The organism is Lacinutrix sp. Hel_I_90 (genome assembly GCF_000934685.1).
Taxonomy (GTDB): domain Bacteria; phylum Bacteroidota; class Bacteroidia; order Flavobacteriales; family Flavobacteriaceae; genus Lacinutrix.
This window is the reverse complement of the sequence record NZ_JYNQ01000001.1, coordinates 738,451-756,009: the sequence shown is the minus strand read 5'-3', so window position 1 is coordinate 756,009 and position 17,559 is coordinate 738,451. Positions and strand designations below refer to the sequence as shown.

13 protein-coding genes are annotated in these 17,559 nt (G+C 35.6%); 2 read left to right on the top strand and 11 right to left on the bottom strand.

Annotated features, from left to right (window positions below; all coding sequences use genetic code 11):
* Positions 1-28 precede the first annotated feature (28 nt).
* From GQ46_RS03260 to GQ46_RS03240, 6 genes are all read right to left on the bottom strand, one after another.
* The gene (locus GQ46_RS03260; protein ID WP_044398350.1) at positions 29-580 is read right to left on the bottom strand and encodes a hypothetical protein; all 552 of its coding nucleotides are present in this window, start codon (positions 578-580) and stop codon (positions 29-31) included.
* Between the two features lie 239 nt (positions 581-819).
* Complete coding sequence (locus tag GQ46_RS03255) at positions 820-2,517, bottom strand: hypothetical protein (RefSeq protein WP_044398348.1); 1,698 nt, start codon at positions 2,515-2,517, stop codon at positions 820-822.
* 143 nt (positions 2,518-2,660) lie between these two features.
* Positions 2,661-2,795, bottom strand: coding sequence for a hypothetical protein (locus GQ46_RS18040; protein WP_255350625.1), 135 nt, complete (start codon positions 2,793-2,795; stop codon positions 2,661-2,663).
* Between the two features lie 557 nt (positions 2,796-3,352).
* Positions 3,353-3,760, bottom strand: coding sequence for a lipocalin family protein (locus tag GQ46_RS03250; RefSeq protein ID WP_044398346.1), 408 nt, complete (start codon positions 3,758-3,760; stop codon positions 3,353-3,355).
* A 226-nt stretch (positions 3,761-3,986) separates the two neighbouring features.
* Positions 3,987-4,607 (bottom strand): hypothetical protein, encoded by a 621-nt coding sequence (locus tag GQ46_RS03245; RefSeq protein WP_044398344.1) that lies wholly within the window; start codon positions 4,605-4,607, stop codon positions 3,987-3,989.
* A gap of 317 nt (positions 4,608-4,924) precedes the next feature.
* Entirely contained in the window at positions 4,925-7,099 is a 2,175-nt protein-coding gene (locus GQ46_RS03240) for a carotenoid oxygenase family protein (protein ID WP_044398342.1), read from the bottom strand.
* 459 nt (positions 7,100-7,558) lie between these two features.
* On the opposite strand from GQ46_RS03240, the gene GQ46_RS03235 reads away from it, so the two are divergent.
* A complete protein-coding gene (locus GQ46_RS03235; protein WP_044398340.1) occupies positions 7,559-8,206 on the top strand; it encodes an SDR family oxidoreductase in 648 nt (215 codons plus the stop codon).
* A 119-nt stretch (positions 8,207-8,325) separates the two neighbouring features.
* Here the strand turns inward: GQ46_RS03235 and GQ46_RS03230 are convergent, their stop codons facing one another.
* The 4 genes from GQ46_RS03230 to thrA all read right to left on the bottom strand — a co-directional run bounded on the left by GQ46_RS03230 (position 8,326) and on the right by thrA (position 14,302).
* On the bottom strand, positions 8,326-9,237 hold the full coding sequence (locus GQ46_RS03230; protein ID WP_052503388.1) for an alpha/beta fold hydrolase: 912 nt from the start codon (positions 9,235-9,237) through the stop codon (positions 8,326-8,328).
* A gap of 116 nt (positions 9,238-9,353) precedes the next feature.
* Entirely contained in the window at positions 9,354-10,646 is a 1,293-nt protein-coding gene (gene thrC, locus GQ46_RS03225; RefSeq protein WP_044398338.1) for a threonine synthase, read from the bottom strand.
* Between the two features lie 152 nt (positions 10,647-10,798).
* Positions 10,799-11,728, bottom strand: a complete 930-nt coding sequence (locus tag GQ46_RS03220) for a homoserine kinase (RefSeq protein WP_044398336.1) — start codon at positions 11,726-11,728, stop codon at positions 10,799-10,801.
* 129 nt (positions 11,729-11,857) lie between these two features.
* A complete protein-coding gene (gene thrA, locus GQ46_RS03215; protein WP_044398334.1) occupies positions 11,858-14,302 on the bottom strand; it encodes a bifunctional aspartate kinase/homoserine dehydrogenase I in 2,445 nt (814 codons plus the stop codon).
* Between the two features lie 334 nt (positions 14,303-14,636).
* Here thrA and GQ46_RS03210 point away from each other — a divergent pair, with 334 nt between their 5' ends.
* Positions 14,637-16,223 carry a bifunctional ADP-dependent NAD(P)H-hydrate dehydratase/NAD(P)H-hydrate epimerase gene (locus tag GQ46_RS03210; protein ID WP_044398332.1) on the top strand — a complete coding sequence of 529 codons (1,587 nt, stop codon included), beginning with the start codon at positions 14,637-14,639 and terminating at the stop codon, positions 16,221-16,223.
* A 165-nt stretch (positions 16,224-16,388) separates the two neighbouring features.
* On the opposite strand, the gene GQ46_RS03205 is transcribed toward GQ46_RS03210, so the two are convergent.
* Entirely contained in the window at positions 16,389-17,441 is a 1,053-nt protein-coding gene (locus tag GQ46_RS03205; protein ID WP_044398330.1) for a TlpA disulfide reductase family protein, read from the bottom strand.
* Positions 17,442-17,559: the final 118 nt, after the last annotated feature.

Sequence of the window (17,559 nt, the reverse complement as noted above, 5' to 3'; positions counted from 1 at the left end):
TTTTACTACAGGACTTTGTTGTATGCAGTTACTTTATCAGACGAAATGATTTCATAAACGGATCCACATTTTTATCATCCTTTCCCATATAAGTAACCGTATAAACTCTATTTTCTTTTCTAAATAGTGTTGCTTGAATATGACCTTTTATTCCTTTTTCAATTGCGTTTTGTTTAAGATTTAGGACAAAGTAATGACCACTCAATCCGTGCTGTTCAATTGATTTTTGAAATTCCAATTTAAAAGCTTTATCCATTTTGTTTGAGTAATTAGTTACTCCTTGCGAATAAATTTGCGCGTCAGTCATTGAATTAATCATATATTCAGGGTAATCTAAGTACTCAATAGTAAAAATTTTATTTGGACCTAATGTCGAGCGAAATAAATGGATCTGAAATTTATCAAGTCCGATCTGATTATCAATCGCAGAATAATTCGGTTCTGTAGGGAAGTCAGCTATAAAATTTCCTGGCTTAGAAGCAAATTCTCCGCCTTTTGTTTTATAAATCATTTTATCCTCTTCATTTCCACATGATAGGAAAGTCAGAATTGTTAAAATCAGAAGTAGGTTTTTTGTCATTATCTCATTTTTTAATGTTCGTTAAGATACATAGTTTACACAAGTTTAGTATAAAGTTAGTTGCCGTTGATTAGATCGCTAATTTAGCAAATAAAAACCCAATAGACCCGCGCGAAGCGAACTGGCGAAGCAAAATCTGCGAGACACGAGCAAAAAGGAATGGCACTACTAAAATATTTTTTTTACTCATTGCAATAGTTTTAAACAGTAAAACGTAATCTTCGAATGGTTTTTAAAAATCATTCTAATAGTTCATCTAAAATAACCTGTACATTTTCATTTGAATGACTTGGTGGTGCACAAAACCGGGTATTCAAAAGCATCATGGCAGTATTCCGGGCTTCTGTTTTTATGTTTTCTGGATCATATAGGCCATATTTAAATACCCACATCAGGTAAAGCGCAGCACTGGCATGACCACTACCATTTTCAAAATATGGATCCATATTACCCATGCCGTTGCAATTTACATGTCGAGCATCGGTGGACTCACTATGCCTTACCTCATGCATTAGAAGATATAATGGTTTTATATATTGTGATAAGGAACGAGTGTCAAAAGGAGTTTTACATGCTTCTGGATCTTCTAAAGTTCCACTTTTCCTGATATCCCATACACTAAAATTTCTATGCAACCTTACATCGCCCCCACCTCCAGTGTTGCTGGCACAATCAAGATATAAATAAATATCACTAATGTGCTGTTTTAAATGCTCGTAGAAAGAAATTCCAGATGTGAATGGACTATCCTCTGAAAATCTTTGATGCCTGAGTAAATCAATTTTAGCGATAGCAATAATCTTTGAAGGGTCAGTTGAACTTTGATCAAATGCGAATGTATTGTAAGCTGACCAGCTCTCATCTTCTCCAGGGCGATCTACAAAATGAAACTCAAAATCATTCATTACCCTGTCAATCTCTGCTTGGGAAGGCTCTGCTTGGTAAAGTTCCCATAAATCATTAAATATTCTAATCGAAACAGATTCTGATCTATTATATCCATTAACAGTTATTGTGTGATTTCCAACTGAAAGATGATTTAAAGATAAAGCCGCACTATTCCCCAGAACTCCATCGATACTGGAACTCCATTCCAATTGTGAATCAACTGTTGGATAATCACTGGTTAGAAACGCCTTTAATTCAATTGGTTCATCCTTAACAAATCGTTCATTTTCAATCGCCCCGGTTAACCAAAGTTTTGTTCCTTTATTGTGAAAAACGATATATTCGGTTCTATTTTCGTTTTCAACAGCGCAAATATCATAACCTTTAACACGATCCCCATATTCACCTGTCCCATTGAGAAACTGCATAACATCGTCAGGATCAAATGATTTTTTCCAAAGGAAATTGCTTATTGAATCCTCCGCTGAAGCAAATTGATAGAATATGTAGTATTCGGTATGGCTTCCTTTATGAATTGAGGCAATACGAGCCAATTTAACAGGTCTGGTATAGCTACTTTCCGCATTAAGAAAATTTTTAGCGTCATCCAGGTTAGTTGCCAGTTTCCAACCCCAATTGGTTTTTATTTGCCCTGTTTTATAAAAAATATAGTACTCAGGGTGATTGTTTTTCCAGACCCCACAAATCTTGAAATCCTTAATTTTAGTTGTGTAACGACCCCTAGTATTTACAAAATTATAAGCATCTTCAATAGTGGTTGCAAGTTTCCACCCCCAGCCAGGGTTTGACTCAGAATTTTCACCATTACTATAATGAATAATAAAATCGTAATAATTGTCTTTCCAAACTACACTAATTCGCGCATCCTTTACAGGTTTAGAATAAGCACCTTCGCCATTTAAAAAGTCCATAACATCGTTTGGATTTGGAGATCTTTTCCATCCCCAATGTTCTTCAACATCGCAATTAATTGTCAGAACCAATAGAAGTATAATCATAAGTTGATTGACAATAGATTTGGTTTTCATAATATCTAATTTTATGGATTTAAAATAAATTTACTTAATTTGTTAAACAGATACAACAGTAAAGGCATAGTTAATAAGCTTATTATTAAGTTGTTAACCAATACTTAGTCTCTGTTCCAAAAAGAATCAACGGTGAAATAAAACTACTGCAGGATGTAAATCATCCGTCTGTGGTAAAATGTATTCGCTTTTATCTCATGTCCTTGAGCAATTATATAAACGAATGCTTTTTTATTAGCAGCATCACCTTGTGAAAAGGATTGATGCGAAATATTCATTTCAAGCCGATTACTAATATTTTTATCTTCATTTTATGAGTTCCATTCATTGCAAGATGTTATTTTGCATGCGGCACAACAAAGCTATATAGTTACTATTAACGATATTGAAATATATAGTTAACTAAAAAAAGACAGTAGTGGTTTACAATACTTTTAGTTCTTGCACACACGCTAAGTATTACCAGGCAAAAAGAGGGCATTTTTATACTCATGGGCTTTACTATTCTTAATTAACGAAGCTACAGGATTATGCTTAGCTATCCTATACGTAGAATTACGTATTTTTTTGGGAAGTTATAAACGTGGGTTGATAATTTATTATGGGTAACCGTAATGGGTTGGAATAGGTGGGTAACTAAAAGACGCCTTTCAAGAAAAGCGGGTTTTCTATTAACTATTTGGAAAGCGGAAGCGGGTTTGTAATACGTTGTTAAAACGGGTTTTTGCCATGGCTAAATCAGGCTTACTATAGGATGCTAGTTATAACAGTACGCTAGTAGAAAATCAATGAATTGTTACTTGTTTTTAGCAGGGTAGTTTGTTGTAAGGCGTTTTTATCTGGTTAAAGTTTCCTTTAAAATACCTTCTCCTAAAATTTCAGATTCCCATGTCATAGAGTTGCTTGTTAATTCAGTAATATTATAAATATTTGTTCCCATGTCGGCATCATCAAAAACTATTGTTAATGTATTACCGTCCCTTGACCAATTACCCTGGAAAACTGTTAGTTCTAAATCACCTTCTCCAACAAGAATTAAATATCTAAATTCTGCTCTATTTTCGGCAGACAATAATCGAGTAATACTTTGATTAGTAATTATTTCTCCATTTAATGTAGTTGCACCTACAGTCCAACCTCCAACTACTGATAATTCAGTTTCATTATCGTCATCGTCATTCGAACAAGATGAGAAAATCAGAAGTCCAATAAATAAAGCTAAGAGTAAGTTAAGTTTTTTCATTTGGATAGTTTGGGTTAAATTGTTTACGTCTCGTATATGAAAAGTACCGCCGTACTGCGCTTATGAATTTCCGGATTAACACAAGGCGAATTTTTAAATTTCACTATTTATTTTATTTTTGGGAAATCGTCAAATTTAAAAATTTGGCGACTTCCTAAAAACGCCCTAGCCATAGTGTTAGAAACGACTTGCGCTATTTTTTATATACATTGTTACCACACGTTTTTTATCCGCCATATATTATTGCCAGAAAAATCGGTATGACAATTAGCACAGAAATTATTGCTGGCTTGACCCAACTTCTTTTTCGATATTTAAATTCCTTTCCAATGAATTTATTCCAAAAATATTCGGTTAAAATTCCTGCTCCTGCAAAATTAAATATCAAAGCAAGATTCGTTTTTATATTTAATAAATCTATTATTACAATAGTCGCAACTGTGTATAAAATTCCAAAAATCAAAACTTGAATTCTACCTTTTGAATTATCGGTTTGTTTCATATTATACATCAGCAATACAGCTCCGAAAATTGTAGAAAATATTGCAGAAAAAAGCATAATTACTTTCTTTGAATGCAATTCAGGTGTATTTGGGTCTTCTGTTAAGAAACTTTTCTTTTTTGTTTCTTCAACCACTTTTTTCTGCTGAACTATCTTTTTTTCTTTCGCAGCTTGTATTTCATTTTCAACCGTTTCTATTTTCGTTGTTTTTCCATTTCGTTCTGTCAAAACTTGGATGGATGCAGAAACCGCTTTTTCGTTATATTTTTCTTTATTTTTCAGAATATACTCTAATTCAGAGTTAGTTTTGGTCTGGAATTTTTCAATGTATCTATTCTCGTTCATTGGTTTTCTCAAATGTGTGGCAACAAAGATATATACTTAACTAACAAAAGACAGTAGTTGTTTCCATTAATTTTAGTTCTTGTACACGCGCTATATTACCAGGCAAAAGGAGGGTGTTTTTATACTCATGGGCTTTGCTATTCTATTTAAGGGAAGCTTATACGTTCTCTATGTCCACGAATGGCGATTTTACGACCTTCGTAAACCTATAGCCTGTCCTCCTTATTTGAAGTGACTAATGAATTCTTCCCTGCCACATGCTCTAATTTTCGTGCGCTATTGTCAATTGTGATATTTAAAAGGAAACTAAAAACAATTTATTGAAAATAGGGATAAACGCCATCATTCATTAAATTTTGTACTTTTTTCCGAAGTTTTCTCCGCTTTATCTGACTTATTTGCTCATCATAATCTTCCTGAATATTAATTTTATATGGAGGACTTGAAACGCTGGAAGCAGAAGGTACCCAAATAGAGTGAATGGTAAAAGCAAACTGCATGTTTTCATGGTGTAACTTTACTACAGGTCCTTTTTTTAAGTTGTTGGCATCAAAAAGCCAAATTTCTGAATAGTAAGAATCACCAGTGGACGCATTTGTGCTTTGTCCTACAACAGTGCAAAGAACATATCCATTTAAAGCTTCAGGAACACCCTCCTTAGGCTTGGAAGAAGGAATAAACTGCAAAGACCACATAAAAGTGTTTTCTGCGAAGGAGTAATAATCTGTTACTTCCATACCCGCTGTTTCCACTGTTTGTAATATAAAAGGAGCGCCTTTTTTTGTGAACTCCAGCATCTCTTCAGCTGAATAAATACGATTCCGTTCAGGGCATTCATATAATCGGTAGACAAATTCTGTGAGCATCTTGTCAGACAAACCATAAGCTTGCCAAAAGATATGGGAAATCTTATCTACATTGCAATCCGGAGAAAGCATATCGTGATAGGTATAAAGACCAATACCCCATGTATGAGGTCCCGGATCTTTTTCATCTAAGTTTCCTTCAAGGTGTAAAAACTTTGATTCTTTTTCCAGCACTGCTCTGTTTTTAACATCGATTTTCACCTTGCCTATCCTACTTATATCCATCGCTCCCACTGCTATCAAGCCTACTTTTTGCTCATCCACAGGCAGGCCGGTAGATTTACAGGTGTCATAGTGTCTTATCCATTCAGCAGGGCAGGCACTGCAGTTATGTGCTATATGAAGGGTAACAATATCATTGTCATTGTTATAATCTACTGAAAAATGAACGGTCTCAACAGGCAATATTACCTTATGGGCTTTTACTTCTTTTTTTTCATCAATAAGATCTTTTCTTGGGACTATGTATAAACTTGAATAGTCATTTTGCACCCCACTCAAAAGTTCTCTTAAGAAAGCGTTAAGCTTCTTATTATTAGCAAAGGCATTATTCATTATGACATTTAATGTGAATTTAAAATTGGTATCCGCTAATAATAAATAATCTTTACTGAATCCAATTTGATGCATGTTATGCTCAATTTCAATAGCCGAACCGTCTTCATTTATTATCTTAAATGCTTGAGGTGTGTCTTGACCTTTCCATTTAACAAGGTAAACAGCATCTTCATTGGACAACTTATGACCAACAGACTTTTTATAAATGGTTTTCAGCATTTTCTTGAGGCCTTTTTTCTGTTTAGCTTCGTGGGCATTATAGAAAAAATCATTTACTTCCTCTAGCGCTTTTTCTTTATTCTCATAATTTTTCCACTGGTCAATTCTTTCTTCCAGTTTTTTCTCAAATCCTTCCTTATCTTTCGCCAAAAGATCAAATATTTCAGTGGCGCTCAACAGTCTTTTTGTCGTTTTAGTGAAATTTACGCTAAAAACCTCCCTAGTTTCGGGATCATATACCGGGTGTGCAGTGGTAAGAAACATCGGAAAAGGGTCATATAAAAATGGAGGAGTACCTGATCTCCAAAATTTATTTTTACCTACTGGAGTAATAAGCTTGATGGTTTGCGCATCAAATTCAAAAGGACGCCCTGCATCAAAAGTAGCAAGTAGTCGCAATTGATCATCCTCCGGTGCTCGAAAGGCTGTAATTGCTGTGTTTAACTGATTTCTAGTTCCTAACTTTCTGGACATTCTAGCCAGCCCTTTATTCTTAAAAGCAATTTTAGCATAGGGGTTATCTTTTCCGTTAATTATAGGGCTGGAGGCCAGGTCTGCATAGTAGCAGGGTGGCTTCAATATATTAGTTTTCAGATTTACCTTGCCCTTTTGGGTCATATCAAAACGAAAAACATAACCATCCCCATTGATAACCGGGGAGCCAAATTCCTTATTTAAATCGCCATTAGGTAATTTCTTTTTGTAAGGCAGACCGCCAGAGTTAACTGTGCCAGCACCAGAATTGATAAATACAAAACCCGATAGATCATCAGGTATTTTCCCTTCTCTAACTTTCAAGTTAACATCTAATGATTCTCTAGTTGCTGTTAATAGGTTCTGGTAATTCATGACCTTTAATTTTTTGCTGTTTTAGTGTCTTTAATATTTTTGGCATACTTACGAAATTTTAGCGACTTTTTAGGTCATTCATTCCCCAAACTTAAAACATCCGTTTGCATTAAATCGTAATAGACTGATAGTGTTTGTTTAAATTCACTAACTATTAAATCGAGACAGTGATCAAGAGTGAAGCCAACTTTAATCACGGATGCTTTTTTAATTTTTCCTCGCTTCTGTTTGTCTTTAGCCCACTGCAAAGCGCTATCCTAATTGTTTTTCCAGATATAAAATACGTGACCTAGCCAACCGAAAGGCTTTTCACTAATTATGTTTAAAGACTTTTGACGTTAGCCTATTTTTGAGAACAGAACAGACTATTTCCATAAAGCAAAGTTAAAACTCTCCCAAATCCAAGTTAAATGAGGAAACAAAGCCTGTAATTGGTCTTTTTCTCCTTAACTTATTGTCATGGAAAATATATTAGTAGCAGGTGCAAATGGTACCACAGGAAAACAAATAATAACGCTTTTAATACAATCACAATATTTTAATCCGATTGCAATGGTGCGTGATGAAGCACAATTTAAATCTTTTGAAAACCAAAAGGTAGATGTTGTCATGGCAGATTTAGAAAAAGACGTGTCTCATGTCTTTGAAACAAATAGGATTGACAAAGTCATTTTTGCAGCAGGTTCAGGCGGTAAAAACGTAATAGAAGTAGATCAAAATGGAGCCAAACGCGTGATTCATTCTGCTAAGGAAGCTGGTGTTAAAAAGTTTGTCATGTTAAGTTCTATGGGAGCAGATAATCCTGAAGCTGCAGAGCAATTAGTCGACTATTTAAAAGCAAAACAGAACGCAGATGCCTATTTAAAAGACAGCGGTTTAAATTATACTATCGTGAGACCTGGGGCCCTAAATAATGAGAAGGCAACAGATAAGATTGCGTTAGAAATAAAATTAAACACGGAAGGTGAAATAAGTAGGGCAGACGTCGCACAAACTTTAGTAAGAAGTTTAAATGATGACACAGCCAATAGAAAAACCTTCGAAATTATAAGTGGAGAAACACTTATAGGTAAGGCACTGGATAAAGTTTCTGAGGTAGAAGCCTAAATTAATATCATTTTAAAGCCATTAAAAAAGGCTTAATACGCATAGCCACTTATTTTAGTGGCTATTTTTATGGCTAACACTTATTCTTTTTATTTATAACCCTTTTCGGACTATTTTACTCAACTTTTTAATTTCTCTAAATAGGTATTAATATTTTCAAAATAAAGATCAGGTTGATCTAACCATCCATAATGGCCGCACTTGTCAAGAATGACTAAGTTTGAATTTTGAAGTGCACTTTTTGCTACTTCTGCAGTTTCTCTATCAATGATATCTTGTTTGCCCTGAATGATGAGCACAGGAACTTTAATGTTTTTTAATCCTGCTGTGCAATCAAATGCAATTTCTCTCATGTTTTGCCATACCAGACCATTTATTGTTGCATTACCTTGTGTAAGTCTTTCGGCAACTACAGGAATATTAGATTTATCAAATAAATAGGCTGGAGCCAAAAATGTACCGCGTTTTAATCTTGCCACGTAGGTGGTGTCGCCATTTGCGATTCTACGATTCCAATAACTTAAAGAGTCCCTTTCAGTTTGTGTTAGTCTAGACCTAATATCGATTCTCGAAAAAAGAGCCATTTTGAGCCCCCCTGAAGACGATAAAATAAGCCCTTTTATGCGTTCTGGAAACTTAGAAGCATAATAGGATCCTAGCATGCCTCCAAATGAGTGGCCCAGAACAATCCATTGTTCTAGTTTCAAATGCTTTCTAATGACCTCAATGTCTTCTGCCATGGCATCCATGGTAATGGTTTGAGCATCTATTCTAGTCATTTTAGAACTGCCCGTGCCGCGCTGATCATAGATTATCGCTTTATTTGACTTACCAATAATTTTTGCTAAAGCTTTAAAACCTTCACTATTCATTCCGGGACCCCCATTAATAATTAATATAGGTTGCCCTTTACCGTAAGTCGTTAAATGAATGGTATTATCTCCCGATTTGATGAATTCTTCATGTTGAGAATATATAAAAAGTGACGAAAAAAGCGTCATCACTAGTACTACTGTCGTTTTAGTATTCATAGCATTGTTCTATTAGAACCCTGTGTAAGGCCTTAGTTTAAGCTCTAATTTAGCCTATTATTTTTACTGGCGCAAGTGCTTTTGTATTCTTAACTAACTCAGAACGCAGAAACCAGTTATTTAAGTAAAAACACTTTTAATTCCTCATAGCTACTAATTTTAGTCGCGACTTTGTCTTTACCCATAACGGCCTGAATTTGTGGCGGTAATGCCTGCTTTTCTTCAATCACGGCTTCAACCACTTCTAAAAATTTAGTGGGATGCGCCGTTTCTAGAAACACACAATGTGCCTTAGGATGTTCCTTTAAATAGGCTTTACAACCTAAGTAACCTACAGCGCCGTGTGGATCTGCAACATAATTAAAGGTGTCGTGAAGCTCTTTTAAAGCGGTCCGGGTGGCTTCATCACTAAAACTAAAAGAAGATAAGTTTTCTTTTAAGGCCTTAAAATCATTTTTATAAATTTCTCGAATGCGAATAAAATTACTTGGGTTCCCAACATCCATAGCATTACTAATGGTTTGCACGGATGGTTTTGGGTTGTACACTTCAGTTTTTAAATACTCTGTAACCACGTTATTGTCGTTATTAGAGGCAATAAAGTGCTTAATGGGTAATCCCAGTTGTTGTGCCATCATACCGGCGCACACGTTTCCGAAATTTCCACTTGGTACAGAAAACACGAGGTCTTTATGGGTGTTATGTAACTGCTTGTAAGCAAACATAAAATAAAAGAGTTGCGGTATCCAACGCGCCACATTAATAGAATTTGCAGAGGTGAGTTGCATTTTGCTGGTTAGCGCTTCATCTAAAAATGCACGTTTTACCATATCCTGACAATCGTCAAAGACACCGTCGACTTCTAATGCCGTGATATTTTGTCCTAAAGTGGTTAATTGCTTTTCCTGTATAGCACTCACCTTTCCGCTAGGGTAAAGAATAACGACATTAACCCCTTTTACACCAAGAAATCCGTTAGCAACAGCGCCACCAGTATCTCCAGAAGTCGCCACTAAAACAGTAATTTCGTTAGTGTTGTTTTTATTGAAATAGCCTAAACAACGCGCCATAAATCGGGCGCCAACATCTTTAAAGGCCATGGTTGGCCCGTGAAATAGTTCTAAAGTTGAAATACTGTCATTTAAGGTCACCACAGGAAAATCAAATGACAAGGTGTCTTCAACAATTGTTTTAAGTATGGCTTCAGGAATATCCGGACTCACAAATTGTTTGATTGCTTCAAATGCTATTTCCGAAGCGCTTAGCGTATTGATGTTTTCAAAAAACGATTCTGGTAAGGGTGTAATGCTTTCTGGAAAGTACAGCCCTTTATCTGGCGCTAATCCTTTTATAACAGCGTTTTTAAACGTTGTGTTTGGTGCTTGTTTGTTTAGACTGTAATAGTTCATGTTTGCTTGTGTCTAGCGACTGTGCTCAAGATACACTTGAGCGAAAATCTTTTAATATTATTTTATTTTTCTCGGTGTCATGCTGAGTGTGTCGAAGCCTCTTTTAAATAGTTGCCTCACGTTGTTTAAAATGTATAACGCACGCTTTTTAATCAGTTACATTTAATTACTCTAATCCCTTCCATATTAATCTTAGACACATACACATTAAACTGAATATCTGTTTGAGAATAGACTTTTTTCATTGCATGGGCAACAGCTTCTGCAGCAGCTTTCCCTTTTGATAAGGCAAAAATAGAAGGTCCTGAGCCCGAAATGCCCGCGCCTAAAGCACCAGACTTTATACTTTCGGTTTTTACTTCATTAAAATACGGAATTAATTGGCTTCTGTAAGGCTCAACAATAACATCATGTAAGGACTCACGAATTAAATCATAGTCATTGGTATGCATGGCATGTACTAAGCTCCCCACGTTTGCCCATTGTGTAATGGCGTTCTGTAAATCAACTTGTTTTGGCAGAATAGCTCTGGCTTCCGCTGTTTTTATTTCTATTTCTGGGTGAATGATTGTGGCATACAATGCGGAAGGCGTCGGAATTTCTAAAACCTTTAAAGGCGCGCAAGATTTCACTAAGGTAATTCCTCCAAATATTGCGGGCGCAATATTATCTGCATGTTCGCAGCCACTAGCGAGGGCTTCTCCTTTCATCGCAAAATTTGTGATTTGTGCTTTACTAAACGGTTTGCCTAATAACTCGTTAATGGCCCATACGCTACCCGCAGCACTGGCAGAACTACTGCCAATACCACTGCCGGGTTTTATTTTTTTATAAATTTCGATTTCGAATCCACAATCGGGTTTCGCTACTTCAATTAAGGCTAAAGCTGAGACACCAGCGACATTCTTTTCAGCTTCAAAGGGCAAATCATAACCTTCAATTTTGGTAATGCGAATCCCTTTTTCTTTAGTTTTTCGTATTAGCATTTCATCCCCAATAGTGTCTAAACAAAAACCGAGCACATCGAATCCGCAGGAGACGTTGGCTACCGTTGCTGGTGAAAATATTTTTATTACATTCATATTTATTTTCCGCGATAGCGGTAATCTTATTTTATTATTTTAGGTTTAAGAGATCGCCACCTCGTAAACGCCTCACAATAACCGTTTGTTTTTTGTAGTGAGCGAGGCCTGCCCACTGCGATTTTACACTTAATTATTTCCTACACGAATAATATCTGCAAATAATCCAGAAGCCGTAACATCTGCACCCGCACCAGCACCTTTAATAATCATGGGTTGTTCTGGATAACGCTGGGTATAAAACATGACAATATTATCTTTTCCTTCCAAATTATAAAACGGATGCCCTTGTGGGATTTCCTTTAATCCAACTTTGGCTTGTCCATTATTAAATTCTGCAACATATTTTAATTGGCAGTCTTTAGCTTTGGCAGAAGCATACAATTTTTGAAAATGTGCTTCATCTGAAATTAATGTGCTATAAAAATGAGCTACCGAGTCGCATTCTAAATTAGCTTTCGTTAAAAAGGAGTCGTTGGTAATGTCGTCCAGATTCATTGCTGTTCCACTTTCTCTGGCTAAAATGAGTATTTTTCTAGCCACATCAACACCGCTTAAATCTATTCTTGGATCTGGCTCGGTATACCCTTCAGCTTGTGCTTGCTTCACCACGTCGTGAAACTTTGTAGTATCATTAAAGTTATTAAAGACAAAGTTTAAACTACCAGATAAGACCGCTTGAATCGATGTTATTTTATCCCCAGAAGCCATTAAATTACTCAAGGTGTCGATAACAGGTAGTCCTGCGCCAACATTGGTTTCAAACAAGAAGGACGCATTGTATTCTAAAGCATGCGCTTTAAGGGCGACATAGTTTTCGTAAGTACTTGAACAGGCTATTTTATTACAGGCGACCACAGCAATACTTTCTTTTAAATATCTGGTATATAACTTAGATACTGCTTCATTGGCCGTCACGTCTACAAAAATACTGTTGCGAAGGTTTAAGGCTTTTGCACCATCAAAAAAGCCATCTAAAGTAGCCACTTCACCTTCTTTTAATGTAACTTTCCAGTCTTTTAAATCCAGACCTTCTTCATTAAAAACCATCGTTCGAGAATTAGACAATCCTGCAACACGTAAATTGATTTTTAAATGCTTTTTTAAATACTGTTGCTGTTGTTTTATTTGTTCTACTAAGCGTTCGCCTACATTTCCTACGCCGGTAATAAATACATTAAGTTGTTTGGTATCACTTTCAAAAAAACTTTCATGCAAGCTGTTTAGTGCTTTTTTTACATCTTTTTCTGTAATGACCGCAGAGATATTTCTTTCTGAGGCACCTTGCGCAATCGCACGGATATTAATATTGTTTTTCCCTAACGTACTAAACATTTTACCACTAATACCTTGGTGACTTTTCATTTTGTCACCAATTAAAGCGATAATAGAGAGCTCTTTTTCAACAATGATAGGGTCTATTTTATTTGTCGCTATTTCATATTCAAAGACTTGGTTAATAGCCAATTCGGCAAGGTTGGCATCTTGTACGTCTATACCAAAACAAATAGAATGCTCAGACGAGGCTTGTGTAATTAAAATAATATTAACTTTCTCTTGAGCCAATGTTTCAAACAAACGTTTTGAAAAACCAGGCACGCCCACCATACCATTACCTTGAAGGGTTAATAAAGCAATATTGTTAATATTTGTGATCCCCGTTGCTGTTGAGGATTTCCCATTGCCACCATCTGAAATCAGGGTTCCAACGGCTTTAGGGTCCATCGTGTTTTTAATTTGAATAGGGATTTTTAAATTGAGTACAGGTTGCACCGTTGGCGGATACAATACTTTAGCCCCAAAATGGGATAATTCCATAGCTTCTTGATAGCTAATGCGCTGAATAGGATAGGCCTGCTTTACAAGTTTCGGATTAGTAGTATACATGCCACTAACGTCGGTCCATATTTCCAGTTTCTCCACCTGTAATGCAGCCGCAACAATAGCCGCAGTATAGTCTGAGCCACCACGTCCTAAAGTGGTAATCTCGTTGTTTGTAGATTTTGAAATAAAACCAGGTAGAATGGTAATACTTTGATGGGCATCTTTAAAATACGTACGAATATTTGAGTTTGTAGGTTCAAATTTAACTTCAGCTTTTGTAAAATTTGAATTGGTAATAATAAGCTCTTGCGCATTTTTTCGCGCTGCGCTCATGCTTCTGCTTTTTAGCGTTTCAGCAATAATAAATGATGACAATAGTTCGCCAAAACTTAACAGACGATCAGAGGTTTGAGGTGATAATTCATTGATTAAAAAAATACCATCTAAAAGATTTTTTAATTGCTTGAGCTTTTCTTCTAGAGCATCTGCAACTTTAGTCTCGTTGGTAGGAATTAATTCAGAAAGCATAGTTAAATGTTTATTCTTAATGGCTTTATACTCCTTTTTATAGTCTTTGTTATTGTCCTTTGCTAATTGCCCAGCTTTTAATAACCTATCGGTAATGCCACCAACGGCAGACACCACACAGATCACCTTACTTTGTTTAGCATAGTCTTCTAAAATAGCGATAACTCTATTGATGTTTTTTGAAGAACCAACAGAGGTTCCTCCAAATTTTAATACTTGCATTTGTATTTTATTTTAATCGAAATTAATTTTGAAAAAGTAGCGTAAAAGCTAAAATAAGTGCGGAAGTGAATATAATTAAGAACCCAAAAGGGTCGTCGTAATTATCGTAATAAACGTAAAAACAGCAACGCGTACTTCAATAACTAAAGTTCTATTTAAGGGTGCTATTATCACGTTGTTATTCATTTTTTGTATGTATTACATAGTAAATGTATTACTTTTACGCTAATAACAAAACAAAACCAACATTTTTATAAGATTCTGAATTAAAATGGAATGTATTTCATAATCGAAATAAATAACGCATTAGAAATAAAGATTATTAAATTTTAAAATGAAAATATTCTCCAAAGAACAAATATACGCTGGCGATAAACTTACCGCCGAAAAACAAAAGATTTCTTCAACCGATTTAATGGAGCGTGCGGGAATACAAATTTTTAATTGGCTACACATGCGTATGCAAGGGGCTCAAGTGCCCATTCACGTATTTTGTGGTATTGGTAATAATGGTGGTGATGGACTGGTAGTTGCCAGGCATTTGATTTCGCATGGCTACAATGTAAAGACCTATGTTGTTAACTGCAGTACCAAGCGCTCAAAAGATTTTTTAATTAATTATGATCGGATTAAAAATGTCTCTAACGATTGGCCCAAATTATTAAGTTGTCAAGAAGATTTTGAAGAGATCGTAGTAGATGAAAAGGATATTATTATCGATGCTATTTTTGGAATTGGTATTAACAGACCTGTAGATGATTGGGTAAAGGCACTATTTAATCATTTTAAAACCACTAAGGCTTATACAGTATCTATAGATATTCCTTCTGGCTTGCACACAGATCAAGTACCAGAAGATAAGGAAGCTGTTGTGAATGCAGGGTATACCTTGAGTTTTCAAACACCGAAGTTAGTTTTCTTTTTACCAGAGACAGCGAGATATACCACCCAGTGGGAAGTGTTAGATATAGGTATTGATCCAGAATTTCTATTTACAACACCAACAGAAGCCCAATTGATTGGAAAAAATGAAGTACTTCCTATTTACAAACCACGAGAAAAGTATAGTCATAAAGGTATTTACGGACATAGTTTAGTCATTGGTGGCAGTTACGGAAAAATTGGGGCAGTCACTTTGGCAAGTAGGGCAGCCTTATCTATTGGTGCTGGGAAAGTGACAGCCTATGTTCCAAAATGTGGCTATACGGTGTTACAAACGGCTTTACCTGAAGTGATGGTTATTACTGATCCAGAGGAAGAAAAAATAACAAATATTAGTTTTGATATTGCACCAACCGTTATTGGTTTTGGGGTAGGAGTAGGAACGGATGCTAAAACGATCGCTGCTTTTGAAGCCTTTTTAAAAACCAACAAAACACCTTTAGTCATTGATGCCGATGGGTTAAATATTTTAGCCAAAAAGAAAGCGCTTTTAAAAGCCTTACCAGAACAGACTATTTTAACCCCACATCCTAAAGAGTTGGAGGGCTTAGTAGGTAAGTGGAAGGACGATTTTGATAAACTAAAAAAAACCAAAGCCTTTGCAAAAAAGTATAAACTAATTGTGGTTATAAAAGGCGCAAACACGATAACTATTTTTGAAGATAAACTGTATGTCAATACTACAGGTAATCCTGGTTTGGCAACAGCTGGAAGCGGAGACGTCTTAACGGGAATGATTACAGGAATGCTATCGCAAGGTTACGCCCCTCTAGCGGGTACTATTTTTGCTATTTATTTACATGGGCGGTCTGCCGATTTGTTAATTGAAAATCTAGGGTATCAAAGTTTAATAGCCAGCCACGTTATTGAAGGTATTGGTGAAGCCTACATTGATTTATTTAAACAACCTGAGCAGCCACAAGTAGAAGAAGTGGATGAGGACAGCGATAAAAAAACAAAAACGAGGACAAAGCATTGATCATAAAAAAGAGGCTGTCTAAAAAGACTTTTAAATTTACTTTGTCAGGTTGAGCTTGTCGAAACTAATATTGATTACCAGTAGGTTAAAATATTTCGACAGGCTCAATATGACAATGAACTCGTCTTTTTAGAAAGCCTCTTTTAAATGATAAGAGATGGAAGATTAAATATTTTCTAAACCATTTAATACGTCTCTTAATTTAGGACTAGAAGGTCTTGGTGCATCAGCATCTACAACATTTCCTGCTGGATCAATTAATATGAAACGCGGAATGCCTTGTATCTTAAATTCTTGAACAAAGTCTGATTGCCAACCTTTGTCTGATATAACCTGGATACCACCTAAGTCTTTTTCCTTAATCATGGTTTTCCAACCTTCTTTTGCAGCAGCAGCGTCACGGTCTTTATAACCTCTTCCATCATCGACAGACAGACTTACAAACGCAATGTTTTTATCATGAAATTCTTTTTCAACTTCTTTTAAAGCAGGTATTTCTCTAATACAAGGACCACACCAGGTTGCCCAAACATCTACATAGACGTATTTCCCTTTTAAATCTGACAAAGAGGTTGTGCCTCCTTTTGCATTTTCATAGTTCTCAAAAGTTGGTGCAGGTTGACCAATAAAATCGGCAAATTGCGCAGCTCTCGCTTCAGCAGCCGCTTTATTTCGCTTATAGGCATTAAAAATGCCCTCTTTAAAAGCGTCTAAATTTTTCTTCTCTAGAGAAAACAATGTAGAGTCGATAGTTTTGTTGTTGTCTAAAAACACGGTTAATTTGCTGTGTATTTCTGAAGTAGCCGATTTAAAGGCGTCTTCTTCAAAATCCCAAAGTCCTGGAGGATACAGTGTTTCTTCCATTAAAGCCTTTTTTACTAGATAGTTATTCGTTTCAGCGCCTAAACCTTCATAGGTAATACTTTCATCAAATGCTTTGGTGTCTAGAGTCATCGTCAAGTCATAGCCATTCTTTAAATATAAATTTGTGCTTTCTCCACCATCATAAAAATTATACATCCCAGCGTCTACCTTTAATGTATCTTTAAAAGTACCATCTTCATTTACCGGTATTGTTTTAGAATAGGTTTGTGTTCTTAAAACTATAGAATCACTGTTTTTATCTGTTATTTTTCCAGATAAAGTGACATAATCTTTAGGGGCTTCTTCACATGCTACTATAGCTAAAGCAGCTAGGCATATTAATAGTTTTTTCATCAATTAAAAATTTTTGGTTTGTTCAAAAATAATCGTTTATAATTATATTTATTATGATTTTCATAAATTATTAATATTTCTTGCATATCAATTTACGAATGTTGACTTTTGAGGCTGT